Here is a 21,779-nt window from a genome sequence, read left to right as displayed (position 1 = left end):
ATCCTAGGGTGAGATGACTATCCCCGGTCCAGGCGAGCCCCACGGAGCGCTGTTGCCAGTGCCCTTTCAGCGGTTGCCGCTCACTCTCGACAAGGCCCTCTCGCCACAACCTGCGGAGACTATCGACGTGTTCTGCCCAGTGTCCGTGATCGGTGGGGCTTCTTCCGTTCGAGGGCCGCCCTCGACTGGGTGCGTTCGGTTCGTCCATTCGGTGAGAGCGCGGGCGATCCAGCATCGCGCTACCGCGGAGTCCGCTGCACAGGCGGCGAGGCACTCGAATGCCAGCGCTATCGCGACTGTGAACTCGGGGTGCGTTTCGTCGATGCACTCGAGTGCGATGTCGTTCGCCGCCGAAAGTGCCAGATAGGTGGCCTCTGAACTGGTTACGGCCGAGCTGTGGGCCAATCTCTCCGTGGCCTCGTAGGCCGCGCGCCACGCGTCGGGGCTGAGCGCCTTCGTTTCCGATGTTCGGCACATACCGGCGACGCGCTCGAGTTCGTGGAGTACTTCGTCGCCGGCGGCCGGTAGCCTGGTGGTCAAACCCCAGTCTGAGTCGAGCACGTCGGCGAACCAGCACCAGCGAGCGAACTCGGGCGCGTCTTCGAGCGCGAGTTCGACGGTTCCGGACGCCAGCTGCATCACCGCATCGGCGACCGACATCTCGTTGAGAGCGGAAGAAAATGACTCATGCATGATCGTTTCCCGTCTCCGTGTCCCCGTGGGTGGGGCGTGAGGGTCAAGCGCAGAGTTGGAACCTGTTGTGGTCATTGCCAAGAGCCGCACTGCGGAGCGTGCGCGACCGCGTCCGGCCGAGGTCAGAGCGTGGTCAACCAGCACTCGACGGCGCGCCTGGCAGCGTCGGTCGGATCGGCGAGGTCGACCACAGTGGTGGCATCGACTCCCTCGGTGCGCTCCCACCTGCCGTCGTCTCGTTGGTGGTCGACGATGGACCAGATTTCCACCGTGGCTTCATGCTCACCGCGGGTGATGAGCCGAAGAGCCGGGAAGAATCCGGGGCAGAGATTGCTGAGGGCGATGTATGTGCGGTCCTCGTCAACGGCGAGGTCAAGGTCGTTGTGATCGTTCGCGTCGTGGGCGGCCGCAATGAACGCCGTGTGGAAGTCCTCGGGGATTTTTATGAGGGCCATCGGGTCTGGTCTCCTTCGAAGGGTCGTGATCTGGGGTGCACAGCAATGCCTCCCAAGGTCGCCGGAGTCAGCAGGTATCAGCGAACTGGAACAAGGCCTGCCGGGTCGGGGTGCCGATGTCTGTTCGGCGGGGCGATGCCATCTTGATGCGCAGAGCCGCAGCCCCGACGACAACCGCCACCGCTCATCCAAGTGAGGCCAGTTCTGCCCGGCACCTGCAGCTCTCGTTGAACCCGACCGGCGGGGCGGCCGCCATAGCTTCGAGCGCCGGGATGGCAGCGAACTCCCTGGCACCCCAGCTTCCGGCGCTGAGCGTGCACAGGCGATCGTTGCCTCGTGGAACTGTGCGCTTGTCGTGAAGGCGCCGGTCCAGCGGCGCCTGATCGCACTCACTCGGTTGGCGGAAGCCCGCGCCGGCGCGTTCACCCTGGAGCCGGCGGGCGACTGTGATTCGGCGGCATCCGACATATCTGCTGCTTCTCGCGGAGAGTCAGAATCGTGCGCGCCTGTCAGATCGGCCGCGGCAGCGACTGCGGCAGTCTCGCCCTTTCCACGCTCCCCCGCAGGCGCGTCGGTCGTGGCCGGCGTCTCCGCCGTGGAGGGATCATCGGAACCCGAGACATCCGTCTGGACGAGAGCTCGGCGGTACCGGCTCAGCTCCGTCACGGCCGAGTCGTACTTGATGGCGAGCTTGTCCGCGAGGAGGCTCGGTGACCAGCGCTGCTCGTAGGCCATCCGAATGATTTCTCGCCGTTCGCAGTTGCGCATGGGGACTTGTTCGCCACTCAGGCGACGAACGATGACGACCTCGTCGGACGCGACCGCTCCCGTGGCCCGCTCGCGCTCGTGACTACGCGCCTTAGGATTGTCGATCTCGTCGTCGTCCCATCCGAGAGGCGGCACCAGTCCTTCTGCGCGTGCTTGTTCACGGAGGTCGGCGTCAGGTCCGGGGCGCATGGATAGCTCGTCGTAGATCTCGTCGACCGCTTCCCACAGCTCGCTCGGGATGAGACCGTTTTCCGGCATCGAGGTGACGACGTCGACCTCGACGTTCAAGCGGTGAGCGAGGCTCGGATCGCCGTAGCCCATGGCGTTGAGGGCGCGCAGTCGGCGGCGAGCCCCCACTGCTGGGGTCAGATCACGCCCACGGCTCGGGTGAAAAGTGATCGAGAGGATCGCGTCCGCGATGGCGGAGGTGGTCGTGCGAGTCGAAGTGCTCCTCAGCGACCGGATTGTCGCGACCGGCACAGAGGCCAGCTCAGCGATCAGAGCGGTCGGCATGCCGGCGCACATCAGCGCATTGATGTGGTAGCGCACATCGACCGTGTCGACAGCTGTATCGACGACGTGACGGGCAGGTGTCCAAGCCTGCCCGTCACGTCCCCCTACACCCGACTGTCGCGATGTCTGGAACCACCCGTCGTCGCGACTGGGCAAAGCAGACCGGGCGGGGAATCCGGCTGCATTCAGTCTAGCTAGCTGAGCGGCGCATACGGACGAGCGTGCGTCGCGTCGATGCGCAGACGTCTGGGACAAGGGTGGGGCAGCTGAAACGGTAGTCGTCATCGGATGCTCTTTTCCGTTTAGCGGCTGGTCAGGCCGCATGTAAGTGGGAACTGTTCGTACTCGAGCGCACCGGGGTTCGAGTACAGCGAATGATGGTCAGCGCTACACCGCATTCATCACTGGAATTTAAACCCGGTATGCAATGATGGTATCTACATCTTCAATAAGATGTCCAGCGATGAACGGAAAATCGCAGTGAGAGCGCCCCTGAACGGCTTCCAGCCCCAGGCCCTCGAAGACGCGCGCACCACTGCCGGAATCTCGCGCGGCGATCTGTCCCGCGCAATAGGTGTCGACCCGACCACCATCCACAACTGGGAAACCTCGCGATCGCACCCTCAGCCCGACCATCTCGCCCGAGCCGCCGAGAAGCTCGGTATACCCCTCGACCGCCTGGTCGTCGTCCCGGCAGACAGTCGGACCATCGCCGACCTTCGGAATCTTGCGGGATTGACGCAGAAACACGTCGCAGACCGAACCGGACTCAGCACCACCACCATCGGCCGAATCGAGCGGGGCGAAGGAAGCCTGTCCGATCGACACGCCACAGCACTCGCTGAGGCCCTGCACCTGGAAGAACGCACAATCCGTGACGCATTCATCCGCGCACGAAATCGACCGCTTCCTTCTCGATAGTTCGGCAACAATCACCACCTCACTCATGCACCGTCCCCGCGGCGCAACCGCTGCTGCCGGCGACGATCGATGGAGCGCCGTGCTCCGCTGAGAGCCAGAGTCGCAGCGAGTGCGAGAACTGCCACCACGACGATCAGCCGACGAAGGTCAAGGCCGGCACCTTCTGTACCAGGGATAGTCACCGGCGGTGATGCCGAGGCCGCAACGATGAGCTCGTGCGCGATCAGCCACGCAGTTGCCTTGGTCGACATTGCCGGCAGAGCCGCGACAAGGAGGCCCAGAAGCAATGGGGCCGCCATCAACAGAGACAGTTGGTCGTCGTCGGACAGGCCTGTTGCATTCGGTGCTGGTTGGATGGGCCGCTGAGGTTGACTGGGGTGCATAGGATCTCCTCCTGAAATGGCTTCTATCTGGAGGAAGATCCGGTGCAGCGGGCTTGTGTGACAGACGGCGGCGTTCTTTCACAGCCCGGCGCGAACCACCTCAGCGAATGAGTCGCTCGCTGCCCAGCTGATGAATCTGTTCCTGGCGGAACCGGGAGCGCGAGGCCGTCCCGCCGATCTCGGGGCGGCGTCGGCGTGTAATAACAGAGCCGCGCCTGCGGCTGACGGGGGCGGCACAGTTCATTCTCGCCTGCCGCTTGGCCTTACACGTGGAGGCTGAGAGAGCGTCCAGCCTGACCCGAGTGCGGCACAGACAGGCCGTCCTCATTGCCAGCTCAGCCCGACACCTGGATCGGTTTGCGGATCGATACGTAGGAACTATCAGGTATGGCGAGGTCGCCGAACTCGTCGGTGTCGCTGCGCCAGGTCAGTGACAGCAATGAGTCTTCGATGATGTCCGGTTCGGGATCGGTGTCTACGACGACCCATTCGTCGGTGTCCTCCATCAGCAGCAGGTCCCCGAGTGCGACATCGGCGGCGCGAACATCGCGGACCGGCCCGTACTGGTCCTCGTAGGTGTCAGGTGAATCGTCCGAGAGGTCGAAGACCTCGGTGCCGCCCGCCGGTATCTCTGGTTCGGTTGCTGCTGGTTCTTTGACCAGGGCTAGTCGAGCGGGTGAGGACTCCGCCCGAGCGGCGGAGGATTCACCGAGTTGTGGAGCAGCGAGCTGATCGAGGAACGAGGCGGCATCGGTGGCGCCGGCGGCCGTCGGGGTGTGGTAGTCGTCGAGTTCGACCGCTGCTTCGTTGGTGGGCTTGACTCGGCCCCCGAGTAGCCCGAGGAGCGCCGTCGGTGACGCGAGGCGCCGATCGGTTTCGTGGGTCATCTTCGCTCTTCTGAGTACTGGATCGAGGTCGGGTCGGTCGCTGGCCAGTACCCATTCGGCTTCGATGTAGTCGAAGTATGTCAGCGGCGCCGGTTCTGACGTGTCGTCGGTGGCGTCGATGTCCGGAAGTTCGTCCGGTGGGATGATCAGCAATCGTGAATGGCGTGTTATCGGGGGTCGGAGGGTGTCGAGCAGTTTCGACTCGAAGGTTCCGGAGCGTGTCTTGCGTGGGTCGGGTACGCGGTAGCACTGGATCTCGATGGGCTGATAGTTGTCGGTGACTGTGGTGCCGCGGCCGCGGCACTTGCGAGGCACACTGGTTCCGATCGTCGGTGATTGCCACATCATGAGCGCCCCTTGTGGCGAGAGCCGGCCCATGGAGATGCGCATGGCGAAGTTGTCACGCATGTCGCCGAGGAAGTACTGCGCGTCGGGACGCTGAGTTCCGAAGACTAGATGCACTCGCGAGGTACGAGCCTTGCGTGCCATCGACGCGAGCATGTTGAGCGTCGGTGGTTGTCGGGCGCCGCCTTTCGGTTTGACCCTGGAGTACCAATCTTCGACGTTGCCGCGGAACTCGGCCCATTCGTCGAGAAAGACCAGCACTGGTTCGAAGTCCACTTCTGTCGCCTCGCCGGTAACGATCTTCTGGTAGCGGAACTCCATGAGATCGCGGGCGCGGTGGACCAACGCCACTTGCTGCTCGATTGTCGTAGCGACGACTTGTACATTGGGCCAGTCCTGGAATCCCAGGAATTCGACGTACTTGCCGTCGAGGACCCAGATCGGCCATCCACGTCGCGAGAAATTGACCAACAGATTGTGTGCGGTCACGGTCTTGCCGCTTCCGGGTGGGCCGATCAGCATCAGGTTCGGGTCGATCGCCGGCCGCCACACAACCTCGTTGCCGTCTTCGTCGATTCCGTAGGAAATTTCCACCGAGTCGTAACTGGCCAAAAGATCGGCACCGGGGTCGAGGTCCGGTGCCGGCAGCCAGACGCTGTCCGGGAATGCTGTGCGTTGCTCGAATCGAACCCAATCCGTTTCAAGATTCCACCGTGCTCGCCAGCGACCGGGCAACGTCGCGCTCATTCCTCGTTCGACACGGGTCCGGTAGCCATCCGATTCCAGTTTCGGACCAAGTTCGTGACGCACTTCCATTGAGGTCACTTCGCCAGTTTCGGCGGCGGCGCGGATTGCGGTTACGGTCGCAGTCGGGCCCAACAGCTGGGCGATGATCCGCTTCGCGCGCACAACCTGGTCGCTGTCGGCGACTTCTCGTTCCGGCTCGGCAGCGGGCGTGAACGTCAGGCGCCGGCGGGCAGGGTCGTGCTTGTCGAGTTCGAAGAAGCCCCACCCTTGATCTTCGAAGACCCCGCAGATATCAGCGAGCCAGGTCTCGTCATTCAGTGCCTGTGTCGAGTCGTAGTGCACGGTGAGTTTCCCCGGAAGTCCCGGCCATCCACGACTCCATTTCGACGTCGACAGCACCGCCCGGGTGGCCTCCGGTAGCCCCACGATCGGGCACAGCCTTTCGATCACCTCGTCGACGTCGACATCGCGAAGCTGCTTACGTTTGCCGGCTACTCCGGCGTAGGCGGCAGCGATCGACAAGCCCGCCGCGGCGGGCATCGCGAGGGCGCTGTATCCGAACAGCGGAGCGGCGGCGCTGGCACCGACCGCGGTGGTACCCAAGCAGAAACTGTCGCGAAGCCAGGTGTGCGGCCGCGGCGGCAAGGAACTGATTCGGGGAGAGCGTGCGAACCGCGCACCACTTTGCTGCGGAGGTGTGGTTGTCATCGCCAGGCCTCGCCTTCACCAGTCGGCAAGGAGATCACGAGCGTGCCGGCGCTGCGATTGCCTTCCGCTTGCCGATTCGTACTTCCTGACTCGGCGTATCCAACTGCCAATCCGGGCCGCGACCACCTTGTTTTCGGAGTTCGCTGATCAGTTCGCATTTCCACGCTGCTCCCTCCTGCGCGACCGAGCGCGCCACCTCGCCGCTGATTGATCTCCTACTCGGAGGAAGATCCCGGTAAGGAAGCTTGTGTGACACGCGCTAGCCAAGTTTTCTGGTCCGTGCTCGCTCCGCATCTGGAAGCGGTGCGCTCATCGCCTCATGTTGGAGTCCCTCTGGGAGGCGTCCCACCCTCATCCCATTAACCCGACCTTGCGACATCGCCATGCCGGGGCGGCAATTGTCCTGACTCCGTGAATCTGATGCCGCCGACCTGCGGTGCGTCAGATTGTCTGAGCCGCAATGTTCGACTTTGCCTCACTGAATCTGATGCGCGTGGAATTTGTTGGCGTGCCGCCCGACCGATTGCACGTGGCCTGAGTCCCGACGCACGAGGACGTCGACCGCGACCAGGGGACCCCGCATAAGATTCACCGAGTCAGGCATCAGATCGACCGTCGGCCGCATCAGATCTGCTGAGTCGGCATCAGATGCACTGAGCCAGGACAGCAATTGTCCCGACTCAGTTGTTGTCCTGTGACAGTTGATCGTCCTTTTTGCCAGTGAATCTTGCTTACCCGGCGTGTCTTGCCACTGTAGTTTGCTGGGTTCAAGATCACCCCGCCCCGGCCGGCAGGCAGTTCGCAGGACCGACGGTGCATGAGCAGATGGCAGCACACGCCGGTTCAAGCAAGATTCACTGGCAAACAGCGCCCCTGCGTCTATGCCGCCATTCCCCGAAACGTGCGTAGGCACAGCCGAATCCCGCCAGTCAAAATTCCTCGGCCCAGGTCACAGCTCTACCACCGAGGACAATCCAATGTCACCGGACAGTTGTAGCTTCTCGTTGAAGAGTTCGGATTCTCATTGAAAGTTCGTGCGTCGTTCGGATTCGAATGATTGCTGAGAATCTGCGGCGGCGTGTCTGCGGCCGGACGCGTCGCGGCTTGGCTCAACCGGGCAGCAGCTTCAATTACCGAAGAAAGCGAAAAATCGGTGAGAATCCCAGCCGCAAAATCGGTGAGAAACCTCAGCAAATCCCCTGGTGGTGGAACCATTCACCGAAAAGTGCGACGAGAACCTACATCAGTGCACCTGGCGAGATCACAGCTGCCGCGACTGCGGTTCGCCAGGTCTATTGAGTCGCCGAGGCAACGTCTGGATCAAAGAATCTGGCGAGCGTGGAACTCGGGTGCGTCGAATCATTCCCGATCGTGGGCCAGTACCTCGGATTCGCCAGGTTTGCTGAGCCGTCCGCCATATAGTCGGCCGCCCTCGCCAGATTCAGTGAGTCTTCGCCACCTCCACTGCGCCAGGACAGCAATCCCCGATTTGCACCACCCCCTTGACACGTGGGTTACGCTCCGAGCAGCGCAACGTAGAGAGCATTGGATCGGAGCTAATCCCCGCGTAGGGATATATTTCCGTTCAGGCAACAACCCACCTCACGACGCGTGTTGATCATTTCTCCAGCCTCGCTCGCGTACCTCTCCCTGCCAGGGGTTTTCGTGTCTCTGAAGGTCTGCGTTGATGGACCGCTTACCCCTTATTGCCGAGAGATCGGACTTCACCCGGGTCGGGCATGAATTCGTCTCACTCTGCCCGCGTGCGCACTTTCCACGACTCCGAGCGGTGGGTGATCGGCCTTGGTGCCGGGCGCCGGTCTTCGGTGTGTCAATAACGCCCGAGTGAGTGTCAGGCCGCCAACTTCTTCATGTGCTGACGCACGGCGGGAACGTATGCCTGGGTCTGGGCGAATGGCGGAATCCCGCCGTATGTGAGGACGGCACCCTCCCCACCGTTGTAGGCGGCGATGATCAGATCGGTGAAGTCGCCGCGGACGGCCCCGCTGTCATGATGCGGTCGAAGGTAGTCGGCGATGTGGCAAAGATAGCGCCCTTCCGAGGCGATCGCGTCGTACGGATTGAACGGGTCGGCAGGGTTCGGTGGTTCCGTGTTTCCGTTTCGATCTAGACCGGAATCCGTGCCGAATGCCTTCCAGGTCTCGGGCATGAACTGACTCATTCCTTCGGCGCCACCCTGGTTTACGCCATCGCCTGTGCTGACGGCCATTTCGTTGAACCCGGACTCTTGTTGAACGATGCCGGCAACCAGGACTGGGCTCACCTCTGGGCACAGTGACCCAGCGGCTGAGACTGCGTTGGTGTATTGCGGCGGGATGCTGCCAGGGGCGAACTTGATCTGATCACCGACCTCTGGCGGGCACGGCTCCGTGGTGGTCGTACCGCCCGGAGCGCTGCCGTAGTGGGTGTCGGCGGTCGGCATCCCGCCGCCTGTGAGTGTGACGTGTACGTGGTCGAAGTGGTTTGCGGTGTAGCCGTGACGGTCCTCCATCAGTGACCAGTCGCCGGTGCCATCCCAGTAACGCTGTTGCCAGATCACGAACTCGACGTTGAGGGCCGCTTTGTTCTGTTGGAGGTACAGGGCGATCTTGTCGCCGAGCGCCTTCCCTTGGGCGCTCGCGGAGTCGGGAATCATGATGTCGACCGCGCGCCCGTCGGGGTGGTCCGGGGCGACGTCGTCCGTTGGGCGCCATCCGCCGATGCTGGTGATCTCGGGGAAAGCTGCCGCGATGGTGCGCATGACGCGGATCGAGTCGACCTGCATGTGCGCTTCGCTGCCTTTGTCGGCGGGCAGCGGCGGTAGATCTCCACCGGTGGAATCGGTATGTGCGACCAGCTCTGCTGGTCCGCCATTGGGCGAGATGGTTCCTTGTTGTGTGAGCCACGGAATGGGATCTACTCCGCCGCCCAGTGACCAGCCTCCGGGGTAGATGCCGAAGTGAAGATGCGGTCCGCTCGACTGTCCTTCGCTGCCCACCTTGCCGATCAGTTGGCCCGCTGTGACCTTGTCTCCGGTGTGGACGAGGACTCCGGAGGCCTGCATGTGCCCGTATAGGGATTCGACGATCCGGCCATCGATGGTGTGCCGGATCCGAATCCAGTGTCCGTAGCCGGCGGCGGGCTCGGCGGCGATGACTTCGCCGTCACCGGCGGCGTAGAACGGGGTGTCCAGTGGTGCTGCGTAGTCCTGGCCGTCGTGCATGCCTCCAGCGCGCATACCGAAGGGTGAGCTGATTGTGTAGGTGCCTTCGGCCATCGGGACCGCGAGGGATCCGGGCTTGATTCCCATGAGGCTGCCGCCCCCGGCGTCTGGCACAGGTTGGCCGCAGTTCGTGTCACTGCCAGTCGTCGCGAGGATGACCAGTATCGGAGCCATCATGATGACCATGGCGAAGGCAGGTATGCCGGCGAGCAGCCACCACCACTTTTTCGAGCTGCCTTCCTGTGTGTCCGGGGTCGACGGTGGTGTGTCGAGGAGCGTCATCAGTGAGCTTTGTGGGCCAGTGCGCTTGGCTTGACCACCGGCGCGGATCCGGACTGCGCGGCGGCAGCGAGCAGCTGCGCAGTCTTCGACGCTGAACCGCTGGGGATCCCTGTTTCTGGAGAGGCGGGTCTGGCTGGTCGCGGGGTGCGGCTCGGTGTAGTCGGCAACATCACCGGCGCCCCAGATGTGGTGCTGAATTCGCGGAATCGGCGACCGTCCGGACCACTGGTTGTCGTAGCCGAGGCACGGACCTGGCCAGCGTGGGCGACCGGCAATGACGGGGCGACCCCGATGGGGTGCTTGATGCCGGCCTTGCCCGACACCGCCGTTTTCGACAGTCGACTCCGGACAGCGTCGGCAGCAGCGTTCGTAGCGGCGGTTCCACGACTGGTCTGGGCACCGACCGCGCCGGAGGTGGACTTCGGGTAGCTGTCGGGATCGGCAATCGAGTCGACCTTGTTCTTCGCTCGCTTCGCCGTCGAGGAGAGGACCCGTCCGGCAACCAGCACTGCAGCCGCCCCGCCGGTTGCTGCGGTCGACGTGGCTCCGGCTGCGACCTTTCCGGTCGTTGCCGCGGCAGTGCCGGACTTCTTCGCTAGTGCTCCTGCCCCCTTCACCACGGCTTTTCCGCCCTGGTACATGTGGCGTCCGTTGGCGGCCATCGCAGCGATGTCGCGCGCTGTGGTGGGCGTTGAGCGACTGATGGCGGTCGGTGCGGCGTTGGGCCGTTTAGCCAGAATTGTTGCCAGGTTGTCCGACATTCGCTTCATTCCCTTGACCGCTCGGCGGAAGAGTAGAAGTGCGGTGACCAGGAAGATGTCGACGAAGAACACCGTGCGGATCAGGTTCGATTCGTCTGCAGCGAAGAGATCCTCGACGACCATGACGTAGCCGACGAGGAAGACGATGGCGAAGATCATCTGCAGCAACGCCATTGCGGCGTTGGCGATGGTCCGCCAGAACTGCCCGCGCATCGGGGGTGCGATGGCGAGGACGACTCCTGGTATCGATTTGATGGCGTTGCCGATCGAGACACCTGCGGCGATGATCAATCGGCCGGCGAGGTAGATCGCGAAGGCCATGAGGAGTGCGCCGGCGAAGTTCAGGAAGAACAGGCCCATCGCTTGTCCGGGACCGGGGTTGTCGGCATAGGCCTTCATCGGCCCGTCCTCCCCCTCACACTTGGCGATGGCATCTTTGACGCGGTCTTCCGGTTTCGCGTCGGGATTGATCAGGTCAAGGGCTACGCCTGCCCCAGGGGCGACCTCGGAGACGACGTCCTGTGCTTTGTCCGCGAGTCCAGGCTCCTTGGGCTTCGCGAGGTACGCGGCGTCGAACTCTTTGACGCATTTCCCGTTGTTTTCCGGGGCATCGAGGACGACTCCGAAGTTGATCAGTTGCGTTGGTTGGCGGATGAACGTATCGATGAGTTTCGATTCGATCGTGTCGATCTCAGTCTGCGGGTTTGCGCTGGTATCACCACCGTTCGCGAGCCCGGAGGCAACTTCCAGGCCCACATCTCGCGCCGACAGCACCAGCCCGTCGTCTCCGAGGACGCGATCGACCGGGTTCGAGAGAACGCCCACGGCCGCGGCCGCGATGACGCAGAACATGAGGAGTTCGTAGATTCCGGTGGAGAATCGGCCGCGGATGATCCAGATGGCGACGCTGAGTCCGGCAACTGTGAGCATCAGCGGGGTCAACGCGAACTGGTCGGTGATGGAGGTGACCGAGTCGGCGATGGTGCGCACGGGGGTGAGGATCAGGTCGAGCCATTCGAACGAGAGCACCCAGGTGATGAACCAGATGGCTGTTGCCATCAGGAAGCGGAAGACCTCGTATTCGAGGGTGATGATGTACGCCCAGATCATGCGCCAGCCGCCGCCCACCGAGGCGTTGCCTTTGTCGATGGACAGGAAGTAGCTCCACGCGTCGATGCCGTGCGAATCTTTCAGATTCATCCAGGCGAAGAACGGGCTCGCACCGCCGCCGCCGGCGGGATCGGCGAGAGCGGGGGTGGCCACGATCATCAAGATGGCGCCGGCCGCGTGCCAGCCGGCGATGAGGCGGATGAGTAGCCGGCTCCACCAGCGTGCCCACAGCCAGCGGGTTACCGGACGGGTCAGGTGTATCAGTGCGGTCAGCCAGGACTGCGGAATCCATGCGGTGACAAGCCACGGCAGTGAGCGTGTGGCCGCGGCGCGGACACTGAAATACTCCCAGGGTTGGGGGGCACCGACCACCTCACGTTCACGGGAGGGCGCCGCGGCCGCGGTCATGCTTTCACCAGCTTGTTGTCCTTCGGAGTGGTCGACACTGCACTTCGGCGAGACTCGGTTGCCGGCAGCAGCGTCTTGATACGACCGACGTTTCCGCTGCCATCGCGCATGTAACCTTCACCGCGGCGGTGAGGTTCGACGTATTTGTCTTTTCCGGTGACCGGAGCTGTCTGCTCCATGTATTGCTTGACCAGTCCGTGGTCGCCCGGGTCGAGGCCGAGCCATTCGATGGCGCGCTTGGCGAGGGTGTCGTCTGTATGACGGTGCGCGATGCGGGTCTTGATCAGTCCGCGTAGCTTCGGGGTGCCGAACGCGCAGTCCTGGTCGCCGAGTCCCACGGCGGCCGAGGATTTGCGGCCCTGCAGCACGAAGTCCTCGACGATGTCGATTCCGTCGTCGGCGCTCAGGAGGTGGTGTGCCTCGTCGACGAGGAATAGCGCCATCTGGTCGGGGTCGGCGAAGCACTGTCCGCGGGCGAGCTTCGCGATCAGGGTGTACACCGCGTGACCGAATCGCTTCTCCAGCGGCAGGTTCTCGTAGAGGTGCTGCTTCTCGGTCTGCAGCTGGGTCGGCAAGTCGACCTTGTGGGTGCGGAAAATGATGCCGGGAGCAGTAATGGGCAGCGGGGGTAGATCTGTGCCGAACAGTGCCGCCGCGTAGGTGCGGCGGGCGTAGACGTTCATCGCTTCGCCGAGCTCGTGGGCATGGGCGATCGGGCAAGCACCGGACAGGAGGTGTTCGGTCAGCTCGCCCAAACCCTGGTAGGGGTGCTCTGCGCGGTACTCGGGTTCGAGCACCTTCGCCAAGGCGATGCCCAGGTCTGAGGATGGCTGGATCCGGAGCAGTGTCAACAACACGGACTGGGCCATTTCTGCTGCGATCCCGGCCTCGAAGATCCTCAGTGGATCCATGCTGTATGCGGGTTCGACGAGGTCGACCACGACTGCCTCGGTGACGGCGCGGGCCCAGTTGGCGTACTCGCCGAGGTCGCTTTGGTCGATACCGATGACCTGTCCCCCGCAGTCGACGACCTGGCCGGCGATCACCTTCATGGTGACCGACTTGCCCGATCCGAGTTCACCGGTGACCGCGAAGGATCCGGACTGGTCGCGCAGGGACTTTCCGGCGACGTCGTGGTGAACCACACCGATCCGAGAGGTGGTGATGTTCAGTGCCAGTAGCGGACCACTGCCATCGCCGAGATCGTTGCGAATGAACGGCATGTACGCCGCGAAATGCGTCGACGTGGTGATCTGGGCGAACTCGCGGACGATCTTCGATGTGGGAACGCCAGGCAACATCGCCCACCACAGGTCTTCCTGGTAGCCGACCGGTGCGACCACCTTGTATTCCTGCTGTTCGAACGCTTTCGCCAATGCCTTCGCGTCAGCGAGTGCGCGCTCCTCGGAATCGGCTCCTACCGCGAATAACGCCGTCCAGGCAACCTCGACCTCATCGCGGTTCGTCTCGAGCAACGAGGTGTATTCGGTCAACGCGGCGGCAGCGAGGTCGAGAACACCTTGGCCGCCGGCCAACTCTCCTTCCCGCTGTTCGTACTGCTCCTTCAGGTTCTCGAGCGCGCGCTTGTTCGCTCGCATGACATCGGCACCGGCGGTGACCTTGAGCCGTACCGCGAAATCGACATCGATATCGCCGAAGTCGTCAGCGAGGGTGAAGAACTCCGAGCCGGGGAAATAGACGCCACCGGCGGGGGTGTCAGCGAGCGCGAGGAGCACTTGGTAGGAGGCAGGGTGGTCGACGATTTCGTACGGCTGGTCGACTTTCAGGACCCGACTGAACGTCGGGACCTTGCCTCGCCAACCCGAGGCCTTCTCTCGATCCGATTGGGCGCCCTCGTCGATCCGGCATGCGGACAGGGCGGCACCTGACTTTGCTCCTGGCGTCACGGCTGCGTCCGGCAGGTCAGGGTCGATATGCAGTCCGCGCGTCATCGCGTGCCGCCACAGCCACACCATCTGAGCGGGAGTGGCAGGTTGCGCATCGAAGACACCGGGGATGTCGGCCATGATCCGGTTGGCCTGCCGGACACGGGCCCGGATCTCGTCATCGTCAATTGCGTTCCGCGGCAGCCCGATGTAGTCGGACAGTGTGGTCCAGGCCGAATGAGCCGCGGCCTTGACCTGATCGACGACCTTGGGTGTGGTCAGCGGAATGCTCAGCCAGTAGATCCGCTGGCCCGGGCGGTATAGCTCGATCGAGTCGAGAGTCGCTTCGCATTCGGTTGCCCAGTCCGGGTGTGCATCGAGATCGACGCCTTCGGTCATTCGGGAAACGACGGCCTCGGCGCTCAACGATGCTGCAATGCCCATCAACAGTGACTCGCCCGGAAGGGCGCGGACGAGCATCGTGTGCAGGGTACGAGCAGTGCGCTTGTCCACGTCGGGGCGGTAACCGTAGTCGATTCCCGTGAGCACGTAGTCCGCCCAGACAACGCCGGACTTCGTCCACCGGATGTTCGCGGCCATTGACAGCGTCGGCTGTTCCATAGTGGCGGTGCTTTCTACTCGGAGGCGCCTGCAGCAGCCAGCGCGAGGAGTTCCTTGACGCTCGATCGGCCGGCGCGATGGGTGGGCCCGCTCGCCGGTGTGGGCACCGGAGCGGAGGTCGGCGGTCGTGGTGCGACAGGTTCCGCCGATGCGGTTCCGGTGACCTCGGCGGTGGCGATGTGCACGGCCTGCGGGACGACCGTGGCGCTGAGTTCGGCGGCCGTCGGGTCGGCAGTGATGTAGCCACTCGGACGCACGAGGTGGGGTGGCCGGATGGTCACCCGGCGGCCGTTGATCTGGATCTTGGCACCGGCCGGCGCGAAGGCTGCGGCGCAGATTCCCTGTGCCACTGAGGCGGGGCTCCGGCCGGCAAACCGGAGTTTGCCGACGACAAAGACGGTGCCCAGTGACCAGAAGGCGAAGAATCCGACGTTCCAGGAAATGCTGTCCCGAAGCCACAGTGGATGCAGGAGCCACAGGAGCCCACCGACGATCGCACCGCTGACGGCCTGCGGAACGGTATAAGGACCGAACGGCAGCTTCTTTCCGTCAGGCGTACGCCCGATCAGCTGCGGCACCTTGCGAGCGCGGGTGAAGTTCTTGATGACTTCCCCTGCGGTGCGCTCGTCGCTCATCGCAGCACCGGCCCACTCGTGACTTCATGCCGGCGAGGCCGCGAACCCGCTTCCTCAGTGCTAGCTACATCGAACATTGGAGCCTCCTTGAAGAGGTCGTCGCGCAATGAGGTCATTGCCGATAAGGCGTCTTTCAGCCGGTGCGAACGAGCGGAGATCACACCGGAAGGTCTAAGCCCGAACTCGGCTCGGCCACGATGTGCACCACGGCGGGAGCGCTCTCCAACTCCTCACCTGTCGAGTCCTTCAGGACGTCCATGTTGAAGACGACCCACAGTGCTGCACCGCCGATGAGCGCGGAAGTGATGAGTCGGGCAACTGTGAATGAGGCCATCAGATTCTTGAGAAGAAAGAACAAAACGAGGCAGCCGGCGGCCGACTGGAGGAGCAGCTTGCCGTCGCTGGTGAACTCCTGCGCCTTGTCGAAAAGCCCTACGGCGAGGACCGCGTTGTTGGGATCGGTGGCTGCGAGCGCAATGGACATGATGGGTTACCTTCCGGATGAATGAGGATCGGTTCCTGACGGAGAAAACAACGGCACGTCGCCGGCAGTCGGCACTGAAAGTGCGGGGGTCTGCCCTGAATCAGACGATGCGGACTCCGGGGCACCCGCACGTGGTGTGGTCGAGCTCGGTGCGGTCGTTGACGAGGATGGTGTTCGGGGTGCCGCCGGCGGGTACAACGGCGTCGCGTCAATTGCGCTGACCTCCCACCGGCCGCCGCGGGAGGTCATCGTCAGCGCATACTGCCCACTGACCGAATCGACCTCGGTGACTTTCTGCGCTGCCGTCACCAGGAGGCGCACAACATCACCGTCAGGCAGCGGCGCCGATGCACTGGCAGCGCTCAGGTCTTCCGACGAATAGATATCGGTGATTGCCACGCTGCGATACGGCGCCGGAACAATCGGGGCGATCGAAACCCCCGGCGTGAGATAGCGGACTACTTCCCCATTGCCGGTCAACATCGCGGACAGGAACTCGTGCGCGGACGTGGCGATGGGATGGTTGGCGACCCGGTACTTGTAGCCGAGTTTGACGTCGATCGAGGTCGACGGTTCAGCTACTTCAGCGGGGAATGCGGCCGCCCTCACGCCCACTTCGGTAACCACAACCGGCACCTGAAAGTAGCGACGAACTGTGGCCGCATTCGCGTCCGAGGCGGCTCGAACTGACACCGAGACCGTCACCGCGTATGTCCGTGACTTCGGCTCGTAGCCGATCGACGCGACGGCCGGATCAGTCGCGGCAAACAACGGCGCGGTCGGAAGGCTGGGGTTTCCCGAGACGAAATGATCAAGTTCTTGTTCATTCCCACGCGATGCCTGGAGCCAGGCAACGACGAACTGCCGAGCAAGATCCTCGGCTCTCGCTTGACCGATTGTGTCGACGTCCGCGGTGTCCTTGGTGGCCTTGTCGGTGAGGTTCGGAGTGGGCGAGGATCCGAAGACGACAAGGATCAAGGCAACTATTCCGGCGCCGAGTGCGGCGAGGATTCCTGCCCTGAGAAGTCGCGTGGTCCACACCTGCCGAAGGCCCCACTGTGCACGCTCCGCGCGCGCCAACTCCTCGGCTTCGTCGACAACCAAGTCGACGCCATATACGGTCGCGGGATCGGTCGTGCTCTTGGGGCTTCGGCCGAAGTTGTTGATTTTCGCGAGGTCGATTTTCATCGGATGCCGGCTTCTGTCGTCGGGTCGGACGTTGTGCAAGCGGAGACGGAATCCACGATGTCGAGCGCGGACGCCCGCGTCAGCGCGGCGCGCGCGGCTGGCGCTTCGACGAACACCAACAGCCACAGCGAAGTGCTCGCCTCTTCATCGAGAGGGTTCACCGCCAGGGCTGCCGCGACTCGGCGGATCTCTTCGGTGACGGCGTGCACGTAGCCGAGATCGTGCAGCTGGGCTTGCAGCGAGTTGTCGAGCTCGTGCATCCGGTCCTCCTGGCGACTGGGGTGTGGAAGAGCGCCACACAGAAGAAGTGGCTGTACTTGGAGGAAGATCCGGGTCCGGGGGCTTGAGTGACATCGCTCGCGAATCTTTTGAAGTTTTTCTGCAGTCGCCAAGGGGTTATTGCCTCAGCCGAAAGAGCGCACGTGAGGGGCACTCCTTGCCCACCACCGCACTGCCGGAACCTTCACGGCAACAACGCCTTGGCAATAACGACAACCCCTCCGGCAACAACAAACACGCAGGTCAGAGGCAATATCTGGTTGCTGTACTGGGCGCGAGACCACCTCGCCCGCGCCCAGAGGAGACCGATCGTGGAAACGTCCACCCACGCCCCCACCGCCCCCACCGCCACCGCCACCACCACCGCCACCGCCACCGCCACCGCCACCACAGCTTCATCGGCAACGCCGGTTCGCAGCACCGCTCCGAGCAATCTGTACAGCCGCTTGAACACCGAGTGGATGTACCTGTGCGCTCGCCCCACGGCCGCCGCCGAAGTCTTGACGTGGTCGGTGAGCCAGGATGCGCTCCGTGAGGTCGCGGATCTCAACGATCTCGCCGCGGCGCACCGCCGAGATCGTGATGGTGTGCTTCTGGCGCTGCTGACACTGCATCAGGAAGGAAGCTCCCTTGCCGGGCGAGCGCTACTGCAGTTGATGCTCGGCAAGCTCATCGCCCTGACGCGCCACGCACGGGTCAGTGGGCACGATCGGTTTCACGCGTGCGATGAGAGAGCGGCCTCCACGGTGGCCACGTTCATGTCTCTGATCGCCACCTACAGGCCGTCCGGTGAGAACGTCTACGCGGCGCTCTTCCTGCACACGCTGAAGAAGATCACGCGTGAGGAAACCTTCGCCCAGGAGATCCCCGCCTCCGATGTCATGGACGAGTCCGACAGTGCTGAGAACGAGCCGGAAGCGGATATCTCTGCATCAGCTCTGCTCACCTGGGCGGTCGAAAAGAAGGTCATCAACGACCTCGATCGCACCCTGATTCAGCGGGCATATCTCGAGCAGACCGATTGCGACCTGGCCGTGATCGCCGCGGAGGTGGGGATGACTCCGGCAGCGCTTCGCCAGCGGCTCTACCGCGCGGTCACACGCCTTCGTAAAAGTGTCGTCGCCTCCAACCGGCCGCCTTCTCGACCCCGGTTTGCGCGTGGTCGTCGTCGGACCGCAACGACTACTGCGGCGATCTGATGGCCCGTAGTTTCGTGCCTCTGTTCACCGTCATGGTCTTCATCGCGGCGGCGGTTCTTCTGACCGAAACGTCGTTGCTCCTCGAAGCGACGCGAGGATTCGATGCTGCACTCACCCGCCCCACAATCGCTCGTCCCGGACTGCTCTCCGAGTCCACGCATGCGATGAGCAGGGTCGCTCTGAGTGTCGCCGACTTTCTCCCCCGCGACGTCACCACTCATATCGACAGCGGTCGGGTCATCGTGCCGGCGCTGCATCGCTGACGAAAAGAGAACACTCATGAGGAACCTTCACGCGCCAACTTCTGCGGGCGGTCGCGCCAACGACAACGCCTGGGTGCCCCTACTCGTCGCCTCCCTGCTCGCTGCACTCCTCGCCTCCCTCATCACGTTTGTGTCGCCACGTCAGGCCGAGGCGGTGCCGGCATCGTCGGGCTGCCCGGCAGTGGAAGTGGTGATGATGCCGGGAACGTTCGAAACGGACTCGACCGCTAATCCTGACATCGCGACGGGTCTGCTCAAGCAGGTCACCGATCCCCTTTCCCAGCTGTTCGGCAGCTCCATCAAGATCACCTACCCGGCCTACGAAGCGTCCGCCTTCAACAAGGGCAAGACCTATGGCACCAGTAAGGCATCTGGCATCAAGGCCGGTGCGCGCGTGATGCAGACTCGTGCAACGCAATGCCCAAACACTCGGTTCGCACTCGGCGGCTACAGCCAGGGTGCGGACGTGGCCGGCGACTTGGCATGGTTGATCGGACACGACAAGGGACCGATCCCCGCAGAGAAGTTGATCGCTGTCGGGCTTGTTGCAGACCCACGGCAGAGTTCGAATGGCGACAACACTCTCGTCGGTCCGCCCGTCGACGGTGTTGGGATCGCCGGGGCCAGGCCGGGCGGGTTCGGAAAGACTGCTGCAGTCACGCGTTCGTACTGCGCCCCCGACGACCTCTACTGCTCGACCAACGCCGGCAAGGATGGATTGCTCGCAGGACTTGGGCGGGTGCTTGCGCAGCCTCCGACTGCTTCCGGTCCGCAGCAGAGCGATGGATCTCAGCCCACCACCGCGGGTCTGCAGAATGCCTTGGTATCCGACTACTCGAAGGTCGATCTTCCGGGATTGGCTGGCAACATCGAGACCCTCCAGCAGCAGCTGCAGTCCGGCGCTCCGGACCTGGAGAGCATGGAATCGGCGGCGACAGATGTTGCCAACACCCTTGTTCCGGTCGCCGATACGACCAGCTGGGTCACCCAGAATCCGGCCGTGGAACAGACGCTCAAGACTGCGGACGCTTCGACTCCCGAATACGCCGCCGGTCAGATCGTCGACAAGGTCAAAGGCATCGACTTAAGGAGTGCATTCCAGGCCGCGGACACCATCGCGCGGACAGTTCAGAATGCCATCACGCCGGATCAGGTACAGCAGCTGCAGACCTCGGTGGACACCTTGTCCACTCAGGTCTCCCCCTTGGCCGCCGCTCCGGCCGATGGTCTGTCACTCGCGGCGGACGCACTCTCGATGATCAAGCCGAGCGTGCTCATCAACCAGGTCACGCACATCGGGACGAACGCATTCGACCTCGCCAACAACATCCCGCCAGTCCTCGACATCTTGTTCAACCGGATCCCGCACATCGTTCTCGATCCGGGTCTCGATCCGATGTCAAAGGTCAAGGCTGTCCACGCCGAGTTCGACCGCATCAACGTCCTGTTCGAGCCACTCATCAAACTCGCCGCCGGACTCGACTACAAGACGGCTGCGGCCCTGATCGCGATGATTCCCGACCCGTCCGGCGCCGCACAGATCATCTCGATGATCGTCGGCCTCGTCGGGAATCTCGACATCGTCGGTCTGGCGAACACCGCCGGCGAACTCCAAAAGCAGCTCTGGCACGCCATCGAGACCGGCGACATCATCGGAGCCGGCCTCGGCGCACTCCCCCACATCCTCGACTTCGCGAGGATCGCGGTGGGCACACTCAACGGCGGCCAGAAGACCGAGGCGTCCAAGCTCGGTTCGGTGTCTGCGTCCACGACGACCGGACAGCGGATCACTCAGCAGTCACAGGCTGGGGACCTTGGAGGGCTCGCCTCGAGCCTCACCGCCTTGGCAGGCTCTGATGGTGCAGACGCCCTCTCCCAGATCGGTGCTGAAGGGCTCAAGTTCGCCTCATTCATCGGGTCCGGAACTCATCAGAACTACGGGGAGCTCGTCGTCGATTCATCGGGCACTACGGCCCTGCAGGACATGACCAACCACTTCCGCGATCCGATCGCCAAGGCCGTGGCCTAAGCCGGTAGTTCATCATCAAAATGGCGGTCGTCCGATATACGTCGACAGAACAATGGCCGGCCACCCCGACACTACGTTGCTGCGCCCCGCCTCGGAATCTTCTGGCGCCTTCGCGGTCGTCACATTGCAGGTTATGGGTTCTTGCGGCCCTTCTCGTCAGCGCGATCGATGGCTTCGCCGCGACCGGGACGACCGTCCACTCACTTGTGGCCGTCCCCGTCTCTGTTGCGCCGATGATAGTTCCCGTGCTCTGGGTAGTCGCAAACAAGAAGTAGGGCTTGTCGCCGCTACTCTGCCGCCTGTGTGCGTTCGTCGTCCCCGAAGAGGTACCCCGTCAGAGCCGCTGTGATCAGATGCGACCGCGACTTCGCGGCAAGATCGATGACAAGTTGATCGATGACGTCGAAGTCGGCCTTGAACAGGCGGTATGTCACCTGAGTCTCGGCATCGTCACGTGACGTTTTGGCGCGAATGCCGCGGGGCGCGAAGAGCCCTCCCCCGATTCGGCCACCGGGATACAACAACTCGGGCAGACGGTCGTGTGTCGCCTCAATCGCAACAATGAAGATCTGACCGTTGGTCATTCCCGTCTGTTCGCGAAGCTGCTCGAGCTTCGCGTGGCACTTAGCCGGCACCCGAACGCTGGACGACTTCCCGCCGCTGTCCGGATCGGCCGCTGGTCCTCGTTCGGGTGGCGCTTCTCGATACGGCGGCTCGTCAACTTCCGAATCCCCACCCTCAATGAACTGGGAGGCGATGTGTTCAACCGATCGAGCAGCCGGCGACCGAAAGGCCGAGGCTAGCGGACGGTGTCCCCCGGTGGCTTGAGGTTGACCATGTTCCTGCGTCACGACGATGTACTCCGATGCTGAACAGGGAGCGAGACCCGCTCGCTCGAACCCAAATGATCTTGATGTGCCTTATACAGCCTGCCGTGGACTGCTTCGACCAACAGTGCATCGGCCGGACAGTTAACGAAGAGCGTGTATTC

16 protein-coding genes are annotated in these 21,779 nt (G+C 63.2%); 4 read left to right on the top strand and 12 right to left on the bottom strand.

Features of this window, described 5'->3' with window-relative positions; all coding sequences use genetic code 11:
* Positions 1 to 66 precede the first annotated feature (66 nt).
* Positions 67 to 693, bottom strand: coding sequence for a hypothetical protein (locus tag P3H15_RS31320; protein WP_276140766.1), 627 nt, complete (start codon positions 691 to 693; stop codon positions 67 to 69).
* Positions 694 to 815: 122 nt separating this feature from the next.
* The gene (locus tag P3H15_RS31315; protein ID WP_276140765.1) at positions 816 to 2,753 is read right to left on the bottom strand and encodes a hypothetical protein; all 1,938 of its coding nucleotides are present in this window, start codon (positions 2,751 to 2,753) and stop codon (positions 816 to 818) included.
* A gap of 129 nt (positions 2,754 to 2,882) precedes the next feature.
* Here P3H15_RS31315 and P3H15_RS31310 point away from each other — a divergent pair, with 129 nt between their 5' ends.
* The gene (locus tag P3H15_RS31310; RefSeq protein ID WP_276140764.1) at positions 2,883 to 3,350 is read left to right on the top strand and encodes a helix-turn-helix transcriptional regulator; all 468 of its coding nucleotides are present in this window, start codon (positions 2,883 to 2,885) and stop codon (positions 3,348 to 3,350) included.
* 718 nt (positions 3,351 to 4,068) lie between these two features.
* On the opposite strand, the gene P3H15_RS31305 is transcribed toward P3H15_RS31310, so the two are convergent.
* The 9 genes from P3H15_RS31305 to P3H15_RS31265 form a co-directional block, all read right to left on the bottom strand.
* A complete protein-coding gene (locus P3H15_RS31305; protein WP_276140763.1) occupies positions 4,069 to 6,315 on the bottom strand; it encodes an FtsK/SpoIIIE domain-containing protein in 2,247 nt (748 codons plus the stop codon).
* 1,957 nt (positions 6,316 to 8,272) lie between these two features.
* Positions 8,273 to 9,925 (bottom strand): M23 family metallopeptidase, encoded by a 1,653-nt coding sequence (locus tag P3H15_RS31300; RefSeq protein WP_276140762.1) that lies wholly within the window; start codon positions 9,923 to 9,925, stop codon positions 8,273 to 8,275.
* A complete protein-coding gene (locus tag P3H15_RS31295) occupies positions 9,925 to 12,204 on the bottom strand; it encodes a hypothetical protein (RefSeq protein WP_276140761.1) in 2,280 nt (759 codons plus the stop codon). The genes P3H15_RS31300 and P3H15_RS31295 overlap by 1 nt, the downstream gene beginning before the upstream one ends.
* Complete coding sequence (locus P3H15_RS31290) at positions 12,201 to 14,711, bottom strand: ATP-binding protein (RefSeq protein WP_276140760.1); 2,511 nt, start codon at positions 14,709 to 14,711, stop codon at positions 12,201 to 12,203. Before P3H15_RS31290 ends, P3H15_RS31295 begins: the two co-directional genes overlap by 4 nt.
* Positions 14,712 to 14,725: 14 nt before the next feature.
* A complete protein-coding gene (locus P3H15_RS31285; protein ID WP_276140759.1) occupies positions 14,726 to 15,346 on the bottom strand; it encodes a hypothetical protein in 621 nt (206 codons plus the stop codon).
* A gap of 157 nt (positions 15,347 to 15,503) precedes the next feature.
* Positions 15,504 to 15,830, bottom strand: a complete 327-nt coding sequence (locus P3H15_RS31280; protein WP_276140758.1) for a hypothetical protein — start codon at positions 15,828 to 15,830, stop codon at positions 15,504 to 15,506.
* 6 nt (positions 15,831 to 15,836) lie between these two features.
* Positions 15,837 to 17,018 (bottom strand): conjugal transfer protein, encoded by a 1,182-nt coding sequence (locus P3H15_RS31275; RefSeq protein ID WP_276140757.1) that lies wholly within the window; start codon positions 17,016 to 17,018, stop codon positions 15,837 to 15,839.
* Positions 17,015 to 17,278, bottom strand: coding sequence for a hypothetical protein (locus P3H15_RS31270; protein ID WP_276140756.1), 264 nt, complete (start codon positions 17,276 to 17,278; stop codon positions 17,015 to 17,017). Before P3H15_RS31270 ends, P3H15_RS31275 begins: the two co-directional genes overlap by 4 nt.
* Before the next feature lie 203 nt (positions 17,279 to 17,481).
* Complete coding sequence (locus P3H15_RS31265) at positions 17,482 to 17,751, bottom strand: hypothetical protein (RefSeq protein ID WP_276140755.1); 270 nt, start codon at positions 17,749 to 17,751, stop codon at positions 17,482 to 17,484.
* 58 nt (positions 17,752 to 17,809) lie between these two features.
* Between P3H15_RS31265 and P3H15_RS31260 the strand changes: the two genes are divergently transcribed.
* The 3 genes from P3H15_RS31260 to P3H15_RS31250 are packed head-to-tail and all read left to right on the top strand — an operon-like array spanning position 17,810 to position 20,788.
* Complete coding sequence (locus tag P3H15_RS31260; protein ID WP_276140754.1) at positions 17,810 to 18,496, top strand: sigma-70 family RNA polymerase sigma factor; 687 nt, start codon at positions 17,810 to 17,812, stop codon at positions 18,494 to 18,496.
* 14 nt (positions 18,497 to 18,510) lie between these two features.
* The gene (locus P3H15_RS31255) at positions 18,511 to 18,759 is read left to right on the top strand and encodes a hypothetical protein (RefSeq protein ID WP_276140753.1); all 249 of its coding nucleotides are present in this window, start codon (positions 18,511 to 18,513) and stop codon (positions 18,757 to 18,759) included.
* Between the two features lie 16 nt (positions 18,760 to 18,775).
* On the top strand, positions 18,776 to 20,788 hold the full coding sequence (locus tag P3H15_RS31250) for a cutinase family protein (protein WP_276140752.1): 2,013 nt from the start codon (positions 18,776 to 18,778) through the stop codon (positions 20,786 to 20,788).
* 287 nt (positions 20,789 to 21,075) lie between these two features.
* Here the strand turns inward: P3H15_RS31250 and P3H15_RS31245 are convergent, their stop codons facing one another.
* Positions 21,076 to 21,639 carry a hypothetical protein gene (locus P3H15_RS31245; RefSeq protein WP_276140751.1) on the bottom strand — a complete coding sequence of 188 codons (564 nt, stop codon included), beginning with the start codon at positions 21,637 to 21,639 and terminating at the stop codon, positions 21,076 to 21,078.
* Positions 21,640 to 21,779 lie beyond the last annotated feature (140 nt).

Source organism: Rhodococcus sp. T2V, assembly GCF_029269925.1.
GTDB classification, from domain to species: Bacteria; Actinomycetota; Actinomycetes; order Mycobacteriales; family Mycobacteriaceae; genus Rhodococcus_F; species Rhodococcus_F koreensis.
This window is presented reverse-complemented; position numbering and strand designations above follow the sequence as displayed.